At 75.7% G+C, this 16,869-nt stretch carries 13 protein-coding genes; 8 read left to right on the top strand and 5 right to left on the bottom strand.

All coding sequences use genetic code 11. The annotated features are described in order from the left end of the window. Positions 1–160: 160 nt before the first annotated feature. The 3 genes from BM064_RS15825 to BM064_RS15815 form a co-directional block, all read right to left on the bottom strand. Positions 161–1,156: a transglutaminase family protein gene (locus BM064_RS15825; protein ID WP_092861022.1), complete on the bottom strand. Its 996-nt coding sequence runs from the start codon at positions 1,154–1,156 to the stop codon at positions 161–163. Beyond that, entirely contained in the window at positions 1,153–3,813 is a 2,661-nt protein-coding gene (locus BM064_RS15820) for a circularly permuted type 2 ATP-grasp protein (RefSeq protein WP_092861020.1), read from the bottom strand. The genes BM064_RS15825 and BM064_RS15820 overlap by 4 nt, the downstream gene beginning before the upstream one ends. A 655-nt stretch (positions 3,814–4,468) precedes the next feature. Next, the gene (locus BM064_RS15815) at positions 4,469–7,873 is read right to left on the bottom strand and encodes a transglutaminase family protein (RefSeq protein ID WP_092861018.1); all 3,405 of its coding nucleotides are present in this window, start codon (positions 7,871–7,873) and stop codon (positions 4,469–4,471) included. A gap of 138 nt (positions 7,874–8,011) precedes the next feature. Here BM064_RS15815 and BM064_RS27510 point away from each other — a divergent pair, with 138 nt between their 5' ends. Beyond that, positions 8,012–8,158 (top strand): hypothetical protein, encoded by a 147-nt coding sequence (locus tag BM064_RS27510; RefSeq protein ID WP_177236283.1) that lies wholly within the window; start codon positions 8,012–8,014, stop codon positions 8,156–8,158. A gap of 109 nt (positions 8,159–8,267) precedes the next feature. Here the strand turns inward: BM064_RS27510 and BM064_RS15810 are convergent, their stop codons facing one another. After that, positions 8,268–8,468 carry a CsbD family protein gene (locus tag BM064_RS15810; RefSeq protein WP_092861016.1) on the bottom strand — a complete coding sequence of 67 codons (201 nt, stop codon included), beginning with the start codon at positions 8,466–8,468 and terminating at the stop codon, positions 8,268–8,270. Positions 8,469–8,641: 173 nt separating this feature from the next. Between BM064_RS15810 and speB the strand changes: the two genes are divergently transcribed. From speB to BM064_RS15775, 6 genes are all read left to right on the top strand, one after another. After that, entirely contained in the window at positions 8,642–9,604 is a 963-nt protein-coding gene (gene speB, locus BM064_RS15805) for an agmatinase (RefSeq protein WP_092861014.1), read from the top strand. A gap of 112 nt (positions 9,605–9,716) precedes the next feature. Next, a complete protein-coding gene (locus BM064_RS15800) occupies positions 9,717–10,262 on the top strand; it encodes a gamma carbonic anhydrase family protein (RefSeq protein WP_218161056.1) in 546 nt (181 codons plus the stop codon). Positions 10,263–11,361: 1,099 nt separating this feature from the next. Next, a complete protein-coding gene (locus BM064_RS15790) occupies positions 11,362–13,095 on the top strand; it encodes a CpsD/CapB family tyrosine-protein kinase (RefSeq protein WP_092861012.1) in 1,734 nt (577 codons plus the stop codon). Between the two features lie 220 nt (positions 13,096–13,315). Beyond that, positions 13,316–13,876 carry an elongation factor P gene (gene efp, locus BM064_RS15785; protein WP_092861010.1) on the top strand — a complete coding sequence of 187 codons (561 nt, stop codon included), beginning with the start codon at positions 13,316–13,318 and terminating at the stop codon, positions 13,874–13,876. 2 nt (positions 13,877–13,878) lie between these two features. Then, positions 13,879–14,199 (top strand): cupin domain-containing protein, encoded by a 321-nt coding sequence (locus BM064_RS15780; protein WP_281244875.1) that lies wholly within the window; start codon positions 13,879–13,881, stop codon positions 14,197–14,199. 168 nt (positions 14,200–14,367) lie between these two features. Beyond that, complete coding sequence (locus BM064_RS15775) at positions 14,368–15,165, top strand: inositol monophosphatase family protein (protein WP_092861008.1); 798 nt, start codon at positions 14,368–14,370, stop codon at positions 15,163–15,165. Positions 15,166–15,331: 166 nt separating this feature from the next. Here the strand turns inward: BM064_RS15775 and BM064_RS15770 are convergent, their stop codons facing one another. Then, positions 15,332–15,733 carry a GFA family protein gene (locus BM064_RS15770; protein ID WP_092861006.1) on the bottom strand — a complete coding sequence of 134 codons (402 nt, stop codon included), beginning with the start codon at positions 15,731–15,733 and terminating at the stop codon, positions 15,332–15,334. A 331-nt stretch (positions 15,734–16,064) separates the two neighbouring features. On the opposite strand from BM064_RS15770, the gene BM064_RS15765 reads away from it, so the two are divergent. Then, positions 16,065–16,850 (top strand): dimethylsulfonioproprionate lyase family protein, encoded by a 786-nt coding sequence (locus tag BM064_RS15765; protein ID WP_092861004.1) that lies wholly within the window; start codon positions 16,065–16,067, stop codon positions 16,848–16,850. The last annotated feature ends 19 nt before the right edge of the window (positions 16,851–16,869 follow it).

Here is a 16,869-nt window from a genome sequence, read left to right as displayed (position 1 = left end):
GCCGCGTCGGCCGTCGCGCCGGGGGCCGGTCTCCGGCCCGCGGCGCGGTCGGGCGTTGCGCGGGGGGCGGGCCCCGCCCCGGGCGGGCCGCCGGGCTCGCGCCGCGGGCGAGGCGCCGGCCGCAGGCGGAACCGGAGCGCGGCGCCTCCGCGGCCGGGGGTCAGCTCTTGGCGTCGGGGGAGGGGCCGGCAGCCGTCGCCGGCGCGGACCCGGCCGGGGCGACGGGCGCGGGCGGGGGCGGGGGCGCCTTGGCGGGGGCCGGGTCGGGCGCGCGCTCGGCGCCGGTCTCGTCGATCGCGGCCACGTCGACCGAGACCGACAGCATCTGCCCCCCCGATCCCACCACCAGCCCGGTCACCGGCGCGCAGTCGGCGTAGTCGCGCCCGGTGGCGGCGAGCACATGGTCGGGGCCCGGCTCCATGTCGTTGGTGGGGTCGAGCTGCATCCAGCCGAGCCCCGGATCCCAGACCGAGACCCAGGCGTGGGTCGCGTCCGCCCCGATCAGCCGCGCCTGTCCCGGCGGCGGGATCGTGCGCAGGTAGCCCGAGACATAGGCGCAGGGCAGCCGCAGCGCCCGCATCGCCGCCAGCATCACGTGAGCGAAGTCCTGGCAGACCCCCTCGCGCGCCGCGTAGCTGTCGGAGGCGACCGTCTCCGCGCCGGTGGCCCCGGGCGCATAGGCGAAGTCGTCGTGGATCGCCGAGCACAGCTCGCGCGCCGCCTCCAGCACCGGCCGGCCAGGGGTGAAGATGCGCCGGGCATAGGCCTCGATCGCGTCGTCGGCGTCGGTGTAGCGGGTGGGGAAGGCGTAGAGCGCGGCCGCGAGGCCTGCGGGCGCGGCGGCCGCGGCCGCCGCCGCCTCCCAGGGCATCGAGGCGCCGGGCATGATCTCGGTGACCGGCAGGCGCTCGACCACCGACTCGGCGACGATCTCCAGCGTGTCGTGGGGCTCGTAGACCGTGGCCGTGCCCAGCCGGTTGCCGAAGCCGTCGTCGAACCACTGCAGCTCCTGCGGGTCCGGCGTGACCGCGATCTCGGTGGAGATCACCTTCTGGTCCTCGCGGTCGCGGGGCGTCAGCCGCAGCAGGTGCTGCGAGAAGGCGGCCGGCGCGCCGTAGACGTAGCGGGTCTCGTGGCGGACGCGCAGGCGGCTCATGCCGGGCTCTCCGGAGGGGCCATCATGCGCTGGTGGGCCTGCACCTGCGCGTGGCTCTGGGTATGGGCGAAGAACGAGCGGGCGAGCTCGTCCGAGAGGTCCGCCAGCGCCTCGCGCACGTCGTGGATCAGGGCGCGCAGGCGCGGGCGCACGCCGTCCTCGTCCTCCTCGGCCAGGGCCTCGGGGTCGGCGAGGCGGATCTCCATCAGCGTGCGCATCGCGAGGCGCAGTTCGCGGGAGCGGCGGGGGCCGGGGGAGGGCAGGCGCTCGAGCGCCTCCTCGAGGCGCATCAGCTGGAAGACGAGGGAGCGGGGGTTGCGCTCGTCGAGGATCAGCAGGTCCACCGCCGGCGCGGGGGCCGGCGTGGTCATGTAGCGCGTGCGGTAGGCCGAGCGGCTGTCGAGCAGGGTCAGCCAGGCGCGCAGCCAGGTCTCGTCGGGCTCGCGCCTGCGGCCGGCCAGCGCGTCGGCGGCGCGGGCGAAGGTCAGCCCGCGCTCGATCCCGCGGCCGAGCTCCAGGAACCGCCAGACATGGTTGCGGGTCTGGTTCTCGTGCGTGGCGCCGGCGAAGGCGGCGAGCGCCAGCAGGCTGTCGTCGATCAGGCGCAGCAGGGCCGAGGCGTTCTGCGGCGGCGGCGGCATCTTCCAGCCCTTGTCCGAGCACAGCCGGTCGATGGAGCGCCAGGATTCCTCCGACAGGTAGGGCCGCACCCGCTGGCCGGTGCGGCGCAGGCCCGACAGCAGGGCGGCGATGCCCATCGGCTCGTGCGGGTCGGCGGTCAGCCGGCCGATGGCGTCGCGCACCCGGACCATGCCCACGCGCCGCTCGTCGGCGCCGGCCTGGATCTCGAGGATGGCGGAGAGGACCTCGGGGCTCTCGTCCTCCTCCTGGCCCGAGAGCATGCGGTCGATGACCACGCGCAGGGCGCGCAGGGTGCCGTCGGCGCGCTCGGTGGTGCGGCCGAGCCAGAACAGGTCGTCGGCCACGCGGGAGAGCAGGTCGCCGCCGGTGCGGCGCAGGTGGGCGCCGGCCATGCGCCGCTCGATCGAGGGGGCGGTGCGCGCCTCGTCCTCGGTGCGCGCGGGGATCCAGACGTCCTTGCCGAAGGCGAGCGGGGGCGGCGGGCAGCCGGGCTCGACCAGGGTGGCGACGCCGCCCGGCGCCACGGACCAGCCCTTGGGCGTCAGGCCCGCGAAGACCCGCATCATCCACTGGCGCGGCGCCAGGGCGCCGTCGACCCAGGCGGGCGTGGTCGAGAGCGGGGGCGTCGCCACCGCCGCCAGCCGGTCGCCGGAGCGTCGCAGGAAGCGGATCAGCGCGTCGCGGTCGCGCATGGTCAGGACCGGGGCGCCCTTCTCGGTCATCGGGCCGCGGGTGATCCGCTCCAGCCGCCACAGCTCCGGCTCGTCCATCGCCTGCTCGCGCGCCCGGGCGTCGCCCATCCACAGGCAGGGCGCGTCGTGGAGGATCAGCGGCTCCTCCAGCAGGTTCTCGCACAGGACGTGGGCGAAGGGGGCCATGGCGCGGTAGGCGAAGGCGCCCGTGCCCAGCCCGTTCGCCAGCCGCAGCCGGCCGGAGCGGGCGGCGAGCGACAGGGCGGGGGCGCCGGGCGCCGCCTCGTCCGGGGCGAAGAGCGCGTCGAGGTGGCGCGAGTGCACGCCGCGCAGCAGGACCGAGAGGGGCTTCAGCCCCTCGACCGTCTTCACGTAGGCGGCGCCGTGGCGGACGGTGACGTCGCCCGGCTCGATCAGGGCGGCGCCGAGGTAGCGGGCGAAGTAGGCGTGGGAGAAATAGCGCGGGTCGCGCCCGCCCCCCGACATCAGCGCCACGCGCCCGTCGGGACCCATGGCGTCCTCCAGCACTTGCTGGAGCGCGAGGTAGTGGCCGGCGAGGCGGCGGACGCGGGCGCCGAGGAACGGCTCGGCGAAGGACTGGGAGGCGGCGACGCGGTTGGCGATCAGCCAGCCGTCGCCCAGCGGGCTGTCGACCCGGTCGGCGAGCACCATCCAGCGGCCGTCGGCGCCGCGGGCGAGGTCCATCTCGAACAGCGTCAGCCAGGGGGCGTCCTGGGCGGGCCAGTCGCGTCGCCACAGCGCGAAGTCGGGGTTGCCGAAGGCGAGGCCGGGGGGCAGCCAGCCCTCCTTGAGGGCTTTCTGGGGGCCGTAGAGGTCGCGCAGCGCCGCCTCGATCAGGCGGGCGCGCTGGGCGACGCCGAGGGAGATGGTCTCCCATTCCTCCGGGGCGATGACCACCGGGAAGGCGTCGGCGGCGGCGGCCATGGCGTCGGAGGCGCCGGCGGGATCGAAGGCGACGCCGGATTCGAGGCGCAGGCGGCGGTTCTCGGTCAGCACCGCCTCGTAGCCCTCGGGCCCGGCGCGGCCGGCCCATTCGATCACTCCGCGCCAGTGGGGGCGCAGGCGGCCGTCCGAATCGATGGCCTCGTCGAAGACGCGCTCGGGGGGCAGGGCGGGGGGGATCACGCCGGGGGCGGGCGGGTCGGCGGTGGCGATCGCCAGGCCCGCGTCGACCGCGCCCTGTCCCTGGGCGGCGGCTGCGGCGGGCGCAGGGCCGTCGGTCCGGCCGGAAGCGCTCCGGTCGGAGGGATAGTGCGCGAAGAGGCCCCTGAGGTCCTCTTCGAGGCGGTCGGCGACGGTCATGGATCTCCTTCGAGGGCTTGGCGGGGCCCGGGGCGCGCTGGCGGATCCCGGCGGGCGGCCGCCGGACGCGGGCGCGAAGGCGGCGCGGGGCGTCGGCGCGCCGACCGGGCGCAAGCGCCGGATTATGCACCGGGGCGGGGAGGGCGCCAAGCGAGGGAATGGTTTCGCTCGGCGACCGGGCGCCGCGGCCGGGGCCTGCGGCCCGGCCGGCGGGGGGGGGGCCGCGTCGACCCGCGCGCCGGCGGCGAGGCCGCGCGCGCGGCGCAGGGCGGGCGGCGGCGCCCGCGGCGCAGGGCGGGCGGCGGCGCCGGGGGCGGGCGGCCGGGACCGGGCCGCCGGCGCAGGCCGGCGGCCGCGGGAGCGCCGCGTCGACGGTTGCGCGGGGGGCGAGGACTCGCCCGCGGCGCAGGGCGGGCGGGCACGCGCGAGGCTGGCCGCGGGCGCCTCGACGCCGGCGTCGGGCGGCTCCCCCAGCCCCGCGCCGCGGGCGGGGGCGCGCGGCCGGCGCAACCGTCGACGCGGCGCCTCCCACGGTTCCGCGGGAGGCGCACGCAGGGCGCCCGGGCGCGCCCTTCGCCGCGGGCCCAGGCCCGCCCGCAGGGCGCCTGCGGGCCTGCGCCTCCCCGCTCTCGCGGGGAGGCTTCGCCCCCCGGCCTCAGCGCTGGCGGCGCAGGTCCAGGGTCAGGGGCTGGTCGGGGGAGATGCGCGCGGGCGCGGGCATCATCCGGCCGGGCGTGTGGCCGATGGTCTCGAAGCGGGCCAGGCGCCGGCCCTCGGCCTCCAGGTCGTTGATCGGCTGGGTGTCGAAGGCCCGCCCGCCGGGGTGGGCGGAGCGCAGCACGCAGCCGCCCACCGAGCGGTTCGAGTACGAATCCCACAGGTCGAAGACCATCGGCGTGTGCACCCCGATGGTGGGGTGCAGGCACTCCGGCGGCTGCCAGGCGCGGTAGCGCACGCCCGCCACCCGCTCGTCCTTGCGCCCCGTCTCGGTCAGGGGAACCTCGTAGCCGTTGCAGGCGACCTTGTAGCGGCCCTCGAGGTCCCCCGCCACGCGCAGCTGCAGCCGCTCGAGCGAGCTGTCGACGTAGCGCACCGTGCCGCCGATGGCGCCGGTCTCGCCCAGCACGTGCCAGGGCTCGATGGCAGAGCGCAGCTCCAGCGTCACGCCCTTGTGCTTCACGTCGCCGGCCAGCGGGAAGCGGAACTCGAACTGGGCGCGGAACCACTCGGGGTCGATGGGGGTCCCGAGGAACGCCTCGATGTCGGCGAGCACCTCCAGGAAATCCTCCCAGACGAAATGCGGGAGCATGAAGCGGTCGTGCAGGGCGGCGCCCCAGCGGCGCAGGGGACGCTCGAACGGCTCCTTCCAGAACTTGGCGATCAGGGCGCGCAGGATCAGCGACTGGGCGAGCGACATGCGCGGGTGGGGCGGCATCTCGAAGGCGCGGAATTCCACCAGGCCGAGGCGGCCGGTGGGCCCGTCGGGAGAATACATCTTGTCGATGCAGATTTCCGCGCGGTGGGTGTTGCCCGAGACGTCGGTCAGCAGGTTGCGGAAGATCCGGTCCACCAGCCACAGGGGCGTCTGCCAGCCGGGCTTGGGCGCCTGCTCGAGCGCGATCTCCATCTCGTAGAGGATGTCGTCGCGCGCCTCGTCCATCCGCGGGGCCTGGCTGGTCGGGCCGACGAACTGACCCGAGAACAGGAACGACAGCGACGGGTGCAGCTGCCAGTAGCGCACGATCGAGGCCAGCATGTCCGGGCGGCGCAGGAACGGCGACTGCTCGGGCGTGGCGCCCCCGACGACGATGTGGTTGCCGCCGCCGGAGCCGGTCTGGCGGCCGTCATAGAGGAATTTTGTAGTTGCCAGCGAACAATGCCGAGCATCTTCATAAAGACCCTCGGAAATTTCCACCAATTCCTCCCAGGTCTCGGCGGGCTGGATGTTGACCTCCACCACGCCGGGGTCGGGGGTGACCATGATCTTCTGCAGGCGCGGGTCGGAGGGGGGCGAGTAGCCCTCGAGCTGCACCGGCAGGCCGGTGATCTCGGCCGCCTCCTCGATGGCCGCGATCAGGTCGACGAAACTGTCGGCCGAGGGCAGCGGCGGCATGAAGATGTGCAGACGGCCCTCGCGCGGCTCCACCGTCACGGCGGTGCGCACCAGGTTGGTGTAGATGGCGATGCCGGGGTCGGGCTGCTGGGGGGCGTTCATCGCCGCCTCGGGGTGCAGCTCTCCGGCGATGGGCATGGGGGTGTGGCCGGGGGCGGCCTCGCCGATGCCGGGGCCGTAGCCCCAGACGCCGGCGCCGGGGTTCACCCCCGTCGCCGCGCGGCCCTGCATCGCGGTGCGCCGGGCCAGCGGCGCGCGGGGCGCGAACGGGTCCAGCGGGTTCATCCAGGGCCGGTCGATCTCGGTGATCCAGGCCAGCGAGCTCAGCGGCAGGCGATAGCCCGCCGCGCTGTCGCCGGGCGCGAGGAACAGCTTGCCGCGCCGGGTGCGCCAGCGCTCGGTCGCCCAGAAGAACCGGCGGCGGGAGCGGTCGCGCGCCTGCTGGGCCTGCACCGGCAGCACCATGCACACCGGCTGGCCGAGGCCGCGGTCGAAGACGCGGGCGAGGCGCTGGCGTTCCATCGGGTCGTCGAGCTTGTTGTCCACCGGATCGAGGTTCACCGGCAGCTCCTGCTCGCGCAGCAGGAAGGGCGCGGGATCCTCGTAGGCGGCCTCGGCGGCGATGGGGTCGATGTCGAGCGCCTCGCACAGCGCCTCGGTGAACTTCTTCGCCTCGGGGAAGCCGGCGCCGGAGGCGGTTTCGGGGGCGATCAGCTCGGGCTTGTCCCACAGCGGCACGCCGTCCTTGCGCCAGTAGAGGCCGAAGGCCCAGCGGGGGAGCTGCTCGCCGGGATACCACTTGCCCTGGCCGTGGTGCAGCAGGCCCTGGGGGGCGAAGCGGGTGCGCAGGCGGCGGATCAGCTTGTCGGCGTAGATGCGCTTGGTGGGGCCGACGGCGGCCTCGTTCCACTCGGGCGCGTCGCGGTCGTATTCGGCGACGAAGGTCGGCTCGCCGCCCATGGTCAGCGCGACGCCGTCGGCGGCGAGGCGGCGGTCCACCTCCTGGCCTGCGGCGTTGATCGCCGCCCAGGCCTCGTCGGTGAAGGGGAAGGTGACGCGCGGCTCCTCGCGGACGCGCGCGATCTCCATGTGGAAGTCGAAGTCGACCTTGTCGGTCCGCTCATGCCCGCCCGAGATCGGCGCGGCCGAGCGGGGCGAGGGCGTGGCCGCCAGCGGGATATGCCCCTCGGAGGCGAAGAGGCCCGAGGTCGGGTCCAGCCCGATCCACCCCGCGCCGGGCACGTAGACCTCGCACCAGGCGTGCAGGTCGGTGAAGTCGGCGTCGGGCCCGGACGGCCCGTCCACGGACTTCACGTCGGGCGTCAGCTGGATCAGGTAGCCCGAGACGAACCGGGCCGCGAGGCCCCTTCGGCGCATCAGGTGCACCAGCAGCCAGGCGCTGTCGCGGCAGGAGCCGGAGCCGATCTCCAGCGTCTCTTCCGGCGTCTGCACGCCGGGCTCCATGCGCACCAGGTAGGCGACGGCGTTCTGGACGACCTGGTTGACCTTCACCAGCCAGTCGACCGTGTGCTCCTCCTTCTCGGGGAGGGCGGCGAGGATCGCCTCGAACCGCTCGCCCTGGGGGCCGGTCTCGAGATAGGGGGCCAGGTCCTTGCGGTCTTCGGCCGTGTAGTCGAAGGGGAAGGACTGGGCGTAGTCCTCCATGAAGAAGTCGAACGGGTTCACCGCGGCCATGTCGGCCACCAGGTCGACCTTCACCTCGAAGTGGTCGACCTTCTCGGGGAACACCAGCCGCGCCAGCCAGTTGCCGAACGGGTCCTGCTGCCAGTTGATGAAATGCGGCTCGGGGGAGATCTTCTGGGAATAGCTCAGGATCTTGGTGCGCGAGTGAGGCGCGGGGCGCAGGCGGACCACCTGGGGGCCCATGGTGATGGGCTTGTCGTAGCGATAGGTGGTGCGGTGCGTGATCGCCGCGTTGATGCTCATTCGATGCGTCCCTGTCCGGCTGCGCGCGTTGGCGGCGCACTCGCAGCGCAGCATATTCCGGAGGCGATTCCTAGGGGAGGCTGCCCTTATGGTCGGAACGCGGGGCCGCGGGGGCCCGGGCGCTCCCGAGAGGCGGCGATGACTGTCACGACCGACGGCTGGCGGGACACGCCGCAGGTCTGGCTGGCGCTGACCCCAGTCGCCGTCGCCGCGCTTCCGATCGCGCCCCGGGCGGCGGGCCTGGCCTATCGCGCCGGGCCGCGTGCGCCGCGCGTCCGCGTATGACCGCGGGATCGGGCGCGCCCGCCGCACCCCGGACGTGCGACCGCCGCGCCGAAGGGGGCGGCGCGGCGGCGAGATCAGGCGGGGGCGGCGCCCCCGCGGAGCGGATCGCTCACTTCTGCCTGGCGATCCACGCGTCGACCTGCTTCTGGGCGTCTTCCTTGGCGACGCCGTAGCGCTCCTGGATCTTGCCCTCGAGGCGCTCGCGGTTGCCCGCGACCTCGTCGACCTCGTCCGAGGTGAGCTTGCCCCACTCGGCCTGCGCGGCGCCGGTGAATTGCTTCCACTTGCCTTCGATCTGATCCCAGTTCATGGCGGTCTCCTTCCTGAAATCGGGGGGCCGCGCCGCGCCCGCCGCATTGGGGGGATGGCGGTCGGGCGGGGCGCGACCCGGGGGTGATCCTGATGTGGAGCCGACCAAGGAGGAACCGCGGCCGGCCTGCGGCGACCCCAAGGAATGTAAGTGACGAGAGGAGGGCGAGCGCGATGAGCGGCAACGCCTACGACGCCGGCAGGCTGAACCTGCCCTTCACCGGCATCTGCAGCTTCGGGAAATATCCCATCGTCCTGCCGGACCAGCCCATCGACGCCGACGTGTGCATCCTCGGCGCCCCCTTCGACGCCGGCGCCCAGTGGCGCGCCGGCGCCCGCTTCGGGCCCCGCGGGGTGCGCGAGGCCTCGACGCTGTTCAGCTTCGGCCATGCCGGCGCCTACGACCACGAGGACGACGTGGTCTATCTCGACGGCGCGCGCATCGTGGACCTGGGCGACGCCGACATCGTGCACACCGACACGCTCCGCTCGCATGACAACATCGCCGCCGGCGTGCGCCGGATCCTCGACGCCGGCGCCCTGCCGGTGGTGATCGGGGGCGACCATTCCGTCAACATCCCCTGCATCGAGGCCTTCGAGGACGACTGCGCCCGCCACGGCCCGATCCATGTGGTGCAGATCGACGCCCATCTCGATTTCGTCGACGTCCGCCACGGGGTGACCCGCGGCCACGGCAACCCGATGCGCCGCGCGGCCGAGAAGCCGTGGGTCGGGGGCCTGACCCAGCTCGGCATCCGCAACGTCTCCTCCACCGCGCGGGAGGGCTACGATGACGCCCGCGCGCGGGGCTCCGACATCCTCTCGGTGCGCCAGGTGCGGGCGCTGGGGATCGAGGCGACGCTCGCCCGCATCCCCGCCGGCGCCCGGGTCTATCTGACGATCGACATCGACGGTTTCGACCCCTCGATCGCCCCGGGCACCGGCACGCCCTCCCACGGCGGGTTCCTCTACTACGAGGGGCTGGAGCTGCTGGCCGGCGTCGCGCAGCGCTGCGAGGTGGTCGGCGTCGACCTGGTGGAGGTGGCGCCCGACTACGACCGCACCGGCTCGACCTCGATCCTCGCGGCGCAGCTCCTGCTCAACCTCCTCGGCCGGGTGCTGCACGCCCGCGGCTGAGCGCCGGCGCGCGGGCTTGGGCTTCGGCCCCGCCCCGGTCTAGTCTGGCCGCCGACGACCGGCGAAGCGCCGCGCAGCCGGGCGCGGAGCGGGACGGCGCGGGAGGAGAGGAATGATCGGAAAACTGCCCCAGATGCGCACGGGCCGCGTCTTCGGCCCCCTGGTCGAGATCGCGCCCGACGCGCTGGTCCACGACACCGCGCTGATCCACGGCAAGGTCAGCCTCGCCGCGCGCGTGTCGGTCTGGCCCAACGTGGTGATCCGGGCGGAGCGCGACTTCGTCGAGATCGGCGAGGGCGCCAACCTGCAGGACTTCGTGATGGTTCATGTGGGGATGAACTCGGGCACGAAGGTGGGGCGGAACTGCTCGATCACCCACCACGTCACGATCCACGGCTGCGAGATCGGCGACGACTGCCTGATCGGGATCAACGCCACGGTGATGGACGGGGCGAAGATCGGCGCGGGTTCGATCGTCGCGGGCCACGCCATCGTCACCGAGAACGCCGAGTTCCCGCCGCACTCGATCATCGCCGGCGTGCCGGCGAAGCGGGTGGCCGAGCGCGACTGCACCGTCCCCAACCGCGGCAACGCCGAGTGGTACTGGCGCAACGCCCAGGCCTACGCCCACGGGGTGCACCGGGAAGAGGACTGGTAGGCCGCGGCCCGCGCCCGGCGGACGGCCCGGGGCCGGCACGGCGGGCGCGCATGGTTACCGATTCTTAACCGGTCGAATCCTAGCTTTAACCTTGCCGGGAAGGCTGCGCCGCCTCCCGCTTCGCGCAGGGAGAGCAGGATTGTCCCGACCGCCGCCTGGACGGAGGTTCGCCGCCCCCGAGCCTCAGGGCCCGCATCGGGGGGCGTCGGAGTCCGGGCCGGCCGGGGGCGTCGCCGACGCCGGCGCAGGACCCTGGCTTCGCGCCCGCCCGGCCGCGCAGGACGATGCAGGGCCCCGGGCCCGGTCCGCCGCGCCGCCGCCCGCCGCGCCGCGCGTTCCGCCGCCGCCGTCCGCCGCGCCGGTTCCCCCGATCCGGGCCCCTCGGGACGGGCCCGACCTCTCGGCCAATCTGCCCGACGTCAGTCCCCGGATCGCCGCCCTGCGCGAGGCCGGCCTGCGCCGCCCCCCGCCGCCGCTCCCCGCGCCGCCCCCCTTCGGCTCGCCGCCGGAGGCCATGGCGCCGGGACGAGGCGACGAGGGCGTCGCGACGCCGTCCGTCACGCCGGCTCGCCGCCCGGCCGCTCCGGACGCGACGCGCGGCGCCCCCCTCCTCGACGCCCCGCCGCAGGCGTCGCGCGGACCTCGCCGGGATGCGCTGACGCAGGCGATCGCCCGGGCGCAACAGACGCGACGCAGCCTCGGCGCGGAGGCGCCCGCGCCCGCCACGCCGCCTGCCGAAGCCGCTCCGCCCCCTCCCGCGCCGCCCCCCGCCGCGCCCGCTCGTCCGTCGTCGTCAGAGCGCACGGCGCCGGTCGCCGAGCCGGGCGAGCCGTCCGCTGCGCGCGTTCCCGCAGGCGCTCGCGACGCCCCGCCTTCGCCATCCGCAGGCGACCCGCCGCCGCCGACCGCCCCGGCCGAGGTTGCGGCGCGGGCGGAGGGCGGCGACGCCGGCCGTCCTGCGCGCGACGTCGCGCCGGCGGAGGCGGCGCCGATCCCGCCCCTGCCGGCGTCCACGGCAGGCGGGCCGGAGGCGCTCGTCTCCGGGCCCGAGCTGCTCGGCTGGGCGCTGCGCCGGCACTGGCGGCTGGCGGCGGGATGCATGGCGCTGGCGGTCGCGGCGGTCATGGCGGCGCTGTCGCTGGCGCCCGCGCGCTACGTCGCCGAGGCGGTGGTCGAGGTCGCCGCGCGTCCGGCCGCGTCCTGGGCCGCCGCGCCCGCCGCCGCGGCCGCGCTGGACCCCGCCGGCATCGAGACCGAGCGCCGGCTGCTGCTTGCGCCCGAGGCGCTGGAGCGGGTGACGCGTCGCCTCGGCCTCGCCGCCACCGCCGAATTCGGCCGCCCGCCGGGTCCCTGGGGCGCGAGGGCGCTGATCGCCTCGGCCGGCGTGCTGCCGCCCGCCGCCCCGCGGCCGCCGACCGGCGGGCCCCCGCCGGCCGGCCCCGCCCCGGAGGCTCCCGCCGCCGCCCCGGCCGCGGATCCGAGCGAGGCCGAGGCGCGGGTCGCCGAGGCGGCGCGGCGGCTCGCGTCCCGCCTCTCGGCACGGCGGCTGGGCGACAGCCGGCTGATCGTGCTGCGCGCGCGCAGCGCCGACCCGGCGCTTGCCGCCCGCATCGCCGCGGCCGTGGTCGACGACCGCCTGCAGGTCCAGGCCGAGGCCGCGGCGCGGGAGGCCCGTTCCGCCGCGACGCGGCTGTCCGACCGGCTGGCCCGGCTCGACGCGCCCGGCGACGCGCCGCCCGAACCGGACGCCCCGGTCGCCCGGGGCGCCGGCCTCGCCGCGGCGCTGGCGGCCCATGCGCAGGAGGCGGACGCGCGTCCGGCGGCGTTGCCGCCCCCCGCGCCGGACGCCCGCGCCGCCGAGCGGGCGGCGCTGGTCGACGGGCTCGCCGCCGCGCGCCTGGCCGCCGCGACCGCGGCGCCCGAGGCGCGGCGGGTCTCGGTCGACGTGCGGGGCCGGGCGGCGGGACCCTCGCCCGGGCTGGCGCTGTCGCTGGCGCTGGGCGGCGGGCTGGCGCTGGGCGGGGCGCTGGCCTGGCTGCGCGAGACGGGCGACGGACCGCCCCTCTCCGCGGCGATGGCCGCCGCGGACGCGGGCGCCCCGGCGCTGGCGGCGCTGCCGCGCGCGCGGGGCCGCGCCGACCCGGTGGAGACGGCGCGCCGGCGTCCCGGCTCACCCCTCGCCGAGGGGGCGCGTCGCCTGCGCCAGGCGCTCGACGCCGGCGCGGAGACGCCCGAGGCGGTGCAGGTGCTCGCCGTGCTGTCGCCCGGCCCGGGGGAGGGACGCTCGACCCTCGCCGCCCTGCTGGCCGAGAGCTGCGCGCGCGCCGGCCTGCGCACGGCGCTGGTCGACGCGGACCTGCGCGCGCCCTCGCAGGCCCGGCGCTGCGGGGCCGACGGGGCGACCGACCTGCTGGCCGTGCTGGCGGGCGAGGCGACCGCGGCCGAGGCGCTGCTGCGCCCGGAGGAGGGCGGGCCCTGGCTGCTGCCCGCCGACCCCGCCACCGCCCGGCGGGCGGAGCTGCTCGCCGGTCCGGCGATGGTCCGGCTGGTCGAGGAGCTGCGCCGGCGTTTCGACGTGGTGATCCTCGACACGCCGCCGCTGCTGCACGCGGCCGAGGCGCGGGCGCTGGCGGGCCTCGCCGACCGGCGCCTGCTGGCGATGCGCTGGGGCGCGACGCGCCGCGGCGATCTGCGCGCCGCGGCCGAGACGCTGCGCGAGGCGGGCGCGCCGGCGAGCGGGCTCGCGTTGCTCGCAGCCCCCCGCGCGCGCGGGCCCGCCGCGACGGCGGATCGCCCGCGCTACGGCGGCTTCCTGGAGGGGTTCGACGGCTGAACCCGCGCACGGCGCCCGCCCGGACCTGCCGGCGGGACGGCCATGGAAAGGGCGGCGGCGCCGCGGCCGCTGCGGCTTGCCCCGGCGGCGGGGCGAGGCTATACCCCGCGCGGATCGCGCCCGGGCGCGGGCTGCGAACGGGCGGTCCGCGCCCGGCGCGCATGGCGTGCGCGGCCCTCCGCACCGGAAGCGGCCGACGGAACCGAACATAGGCGCTTCGATGAAGATCAACGGCAACGAAATCCGCCCCGGCAACATCATCGAGCATGACGGCGGCCTGTGGGTGGCGGTGAAGACCGCCCACGTGAAGCCCGGCAAGGGCGGGGCCTTCGCTCAGGTCGAGCTGAAGAACCTGCGCAACGGCACCAAGCTCAACGAGCGCTTCCGCTCCGCCGACAAGGTCGAGCGCGTGCGCCTCGAGCAGAAGGACCAGCAGTTCCTGTACGAGACCGACGGCATGCTGACCTTCATGGACAGCGAGACCTTCGAGCAGATCGCGCTGCCCGCCGACCTGCTGGGCGACCGCCGCCCGTTCCTGCAGGACGGCATGACCGTGGTGGTCGAATACCACGAGGAAGAGGCGCTCTCGATGCAGCTCCCCGAGAAGGTGGTCTGCACCATCGAGGAGACCGAGCCGGTGGTGAAGGGCCAGACGGCCGCCAACTCCTACAAGCCCGCCACCCTCGACAACGGCGTGCGCATCACCGTCCCCCCCTTCGTGGGAACCGGCGAGCAGGTGGTGGTGAACACCGAGACCTTCGAATACGTCGAGCGCGCCTGACCATGTGCCTCGAGACCCCCGCGCCCGAAGGCTACGTGGCCAGGCCCGCCGCCTCGCACCGGCAGATGGTCGACAACGACCGCGTGCGGGTGACCGAGTGGGTCTTCGCGCCCGGCCAGGCGACGGGCTGGCACACGCACCAGATGGACTATGTGGTGACCCCGGTCACCACCCAGCCCGTCGACATCGTCGGGCCCGACGGCGCGGCGACCCGCGTGCAGATGACCGCGGGCGTGAGCTACTTCCGCCAGAAGGGCGTGGCCCACGACGTGATCAACGCCGGCGACGGCGAGCTGCGCTTCGTCGAGACCGAGCTGAAGTGATCCGCGCGGCGCGCCTGCGCCCGCCGGATCCCGCCTGAACGACGCCGCGCCGGCCCCCGGCGCGGCTCATGCATTCCGCAGGCCCCCGATCCGCGGCGGCCTGAGCTGACCGCGGCGCCGATCGCCTCCCGCCCGGGGAGGCGGGGCGCCTCGAGGAGAATCGAAGACATGTCCGCTAGCGGTTCCGCCAATCTCAACGTGATGATCAAGGCCGCGCGCAAGGCCGCCCGCGGGCTGCTGCGCGACTTCGGCGAGGTCGAGAACCTGCAGGTCAGCCGCAAGGGCGCCGCGGACTTCGTCTCGCGCGCCGACCTCAAGGCCGAGGAGATCATCAAGAAGGAGCTGATGGAGGCCCGTCCTGCCTACGGCTGGCTGGGCGAGGAGAGCGACAGGGAGATCAAGGGCGCCGACCAGACCCGGCGCTGGATCGTCGACCCGCTCGACGGCACCACCAACTTCCTGCACGGCCTGCCGCACTGGGCGATCTCGATCGCGCTGGAGCACAAGGGCGAGGTGGTGGCCGGGGTGATCCTGGACGCGACCAAGGACGAGATCTTCGCCGCCGAGAAGGGCGCCGGCGCCTGGCTGAACGACCGCCGCCTGCGGGTCAGCTCGCGCCGCGACATGACCGAGATGCTGTTCGCCACCGGCATTCCCTTCGCCGGCACCGAAGGGCTGCCGGCGACGCTGAAGGACCTCTCGAAGCTGATGCCGCGCTGCGCGGGCGTGCGTCGCTTCGGGGCGGCGGCGCTGGATCTCGCCTGGGTGGCCGCGGGCCGCTACGACGGGTTCTGGGAGCGGGGGTTGAAGCCCTGGGACATGGCCGCGGGCCTGCTGATGGTGCGCGAGGCGGGCGGCTTCGCCGAGTCGCTCTCGGACCCCGAGCGCAATCCGTTCGAGACCGCCGACGTGGTCGCCGCCAACGCCGAGATCTTCGAGAAGTTCGCCGGCCTGCTGCGCGGCTGAGCCTTTTCGGGCGCAGCGCGCCCGGACCGGCCGCGGCGCCGCCCCCCGGCGCGCCTCCCACCCGCCCGCCCCGGCGCGCCGGGGGGCGGCGCCGCGGACTGGCGAGGCCGGCGCGGGAGGCGAGGGGCAGGAGACGCGCCCGCCGCGGACGGCGGGCGCTTCGCGATCAGCCGGGGCGCTTGTCGAAGACGGCGAGGCCCTCGGCGACCTGGTGGAACGGCTGCCGGTCGCAGGCGAAGATCGCCATGGCGGGCGCGAACACCGCGGGATCGTCCAGCGTGCCCACCTTCACCACCGTCATCGGCGCCCGCGAGATCTGGGTCGCCAGATGCGTGCCGCAGGTCGGGCAGAACTGGCGGGTGACCGGCTTCTCGAGATCGCTGCGGGCGAAGTCCTTCGGGGCGCCCTGAACGTAGCGGAAGCCCTCGCGCGGGAACATCATGAAGGTGTTGGGGGCGCCGCCGGTGATATACTGGCACTCGCGGCAATGGCACTGCGCCTGCAGCACCGGGTCGCCCTCGACCTCGTAGCGGACCTCGCCGCAGTAGCAGCGGCCTGACAGCTTCATCGCATCCTCCCGTCCAGCGCCCGTCTGCGCGGGCCGGCGCAGTCTGGGGGCGGGACGGGCGGCGCGCAAGCGCCAGCCGGGCCGATGTCGGCGCCCACGTGCGACAGGTCGCTTTCGACGCCGACGCCAGGGCCGCGCGGCGCGATCTGTGACGCGGCGTCGGCGACCGCGCCGGGCGCCCGCGGCGCGCCGTGCGCTCGTCCCTGCCGACGCCCCGCCGCCCGCCTCCGCCGCCTGCCGGTCCGATCCGGCCCGCGCCCGCCCTCGATCCGCGTTTCGATCCGCGTCGGCCGCCTGGGGCGAGCCCGGCGCCCTCCCCGGAGCTCCGCCGATGCAGCCCTCCCGGCCCGAGACCCAGACGCCCCTGCACGAGGCGCCCGCGCCCTGCGACCCGGGCGGAGAGGCGGCGACCGCCGCCGAGCCCAGCCCGGAGCCCGAGCCGGGCCCGCGCCTGTCGGAGGCGCCGGACTGGAGCTACCTGCTGCGGGAGTTCGAGACGCTCTACCGCGCCGGCGGCTCGGCGGGGGGCAGCAAGGCGATCCGCGCCCATCGCCGGCGGGTGCGCGAGACGCTGTCCTCGGTGCTCGACGCCGATCCGCGCCTGCTGGCGCGCGCGCCGCAGGAGAAGCCGGTGACCGCCTACCTGCCGCGCGCGCTGGACGTGGGCGAGCGCGGCGCGATGTCGGCGCTGGCGCGCGCGCTGGGCCGGGTCGCGGGTCGGCTGACCTGGGAATACGGCTACGCCAGGCCCCCGCGCCACCTGATGCGCCGCTACGCCTATTGCGAGGTGATGGGCCCGCAGGGCCCGGTTCCCTCCGAGCGGCTGATCCTGGGCTTCGTGCTGCTTGCGCCCTCGACCACCTATCCCCAGCACAGCCACAAGGAGATCGAGGAGAGCTATCTCTCGGTCGCCGGCGCCTGGTCGGAGAACGACGCCGCCGTCTACGCCCCCGGCTCGCTGATCCTCAACCGCCCGGAGCATGAGCACCGGATCACCACCGGCGACCTCGAGCCCTGCCTGCTGGCCTACGCCTGGACGGGGCCCGAGGGGCGGCTGGCGGCGCCGGGGATGAAGCTGTCGGCGTCCCGGCGGGCGCGGATGGCGCACGGCATCTGACGGTCCCGCCGCCGAGGGG

It is taken from the genome of Albimonas pacifica (assembly GCF_900113695.1).
In the GTDB taxonomy this organism is placed as follows: Bacteria; Pseudomonadota; Alphaproteobacteria; order Rhodobacterales; family Rhodobacteraceae; genus Albimonas; species Albimonas pacifica.
The sequence above is the reverse complement of the archived record's forward strand: the minus strand, read 5'-3'. Positions and strand labels throughout refer to the sequence as shown.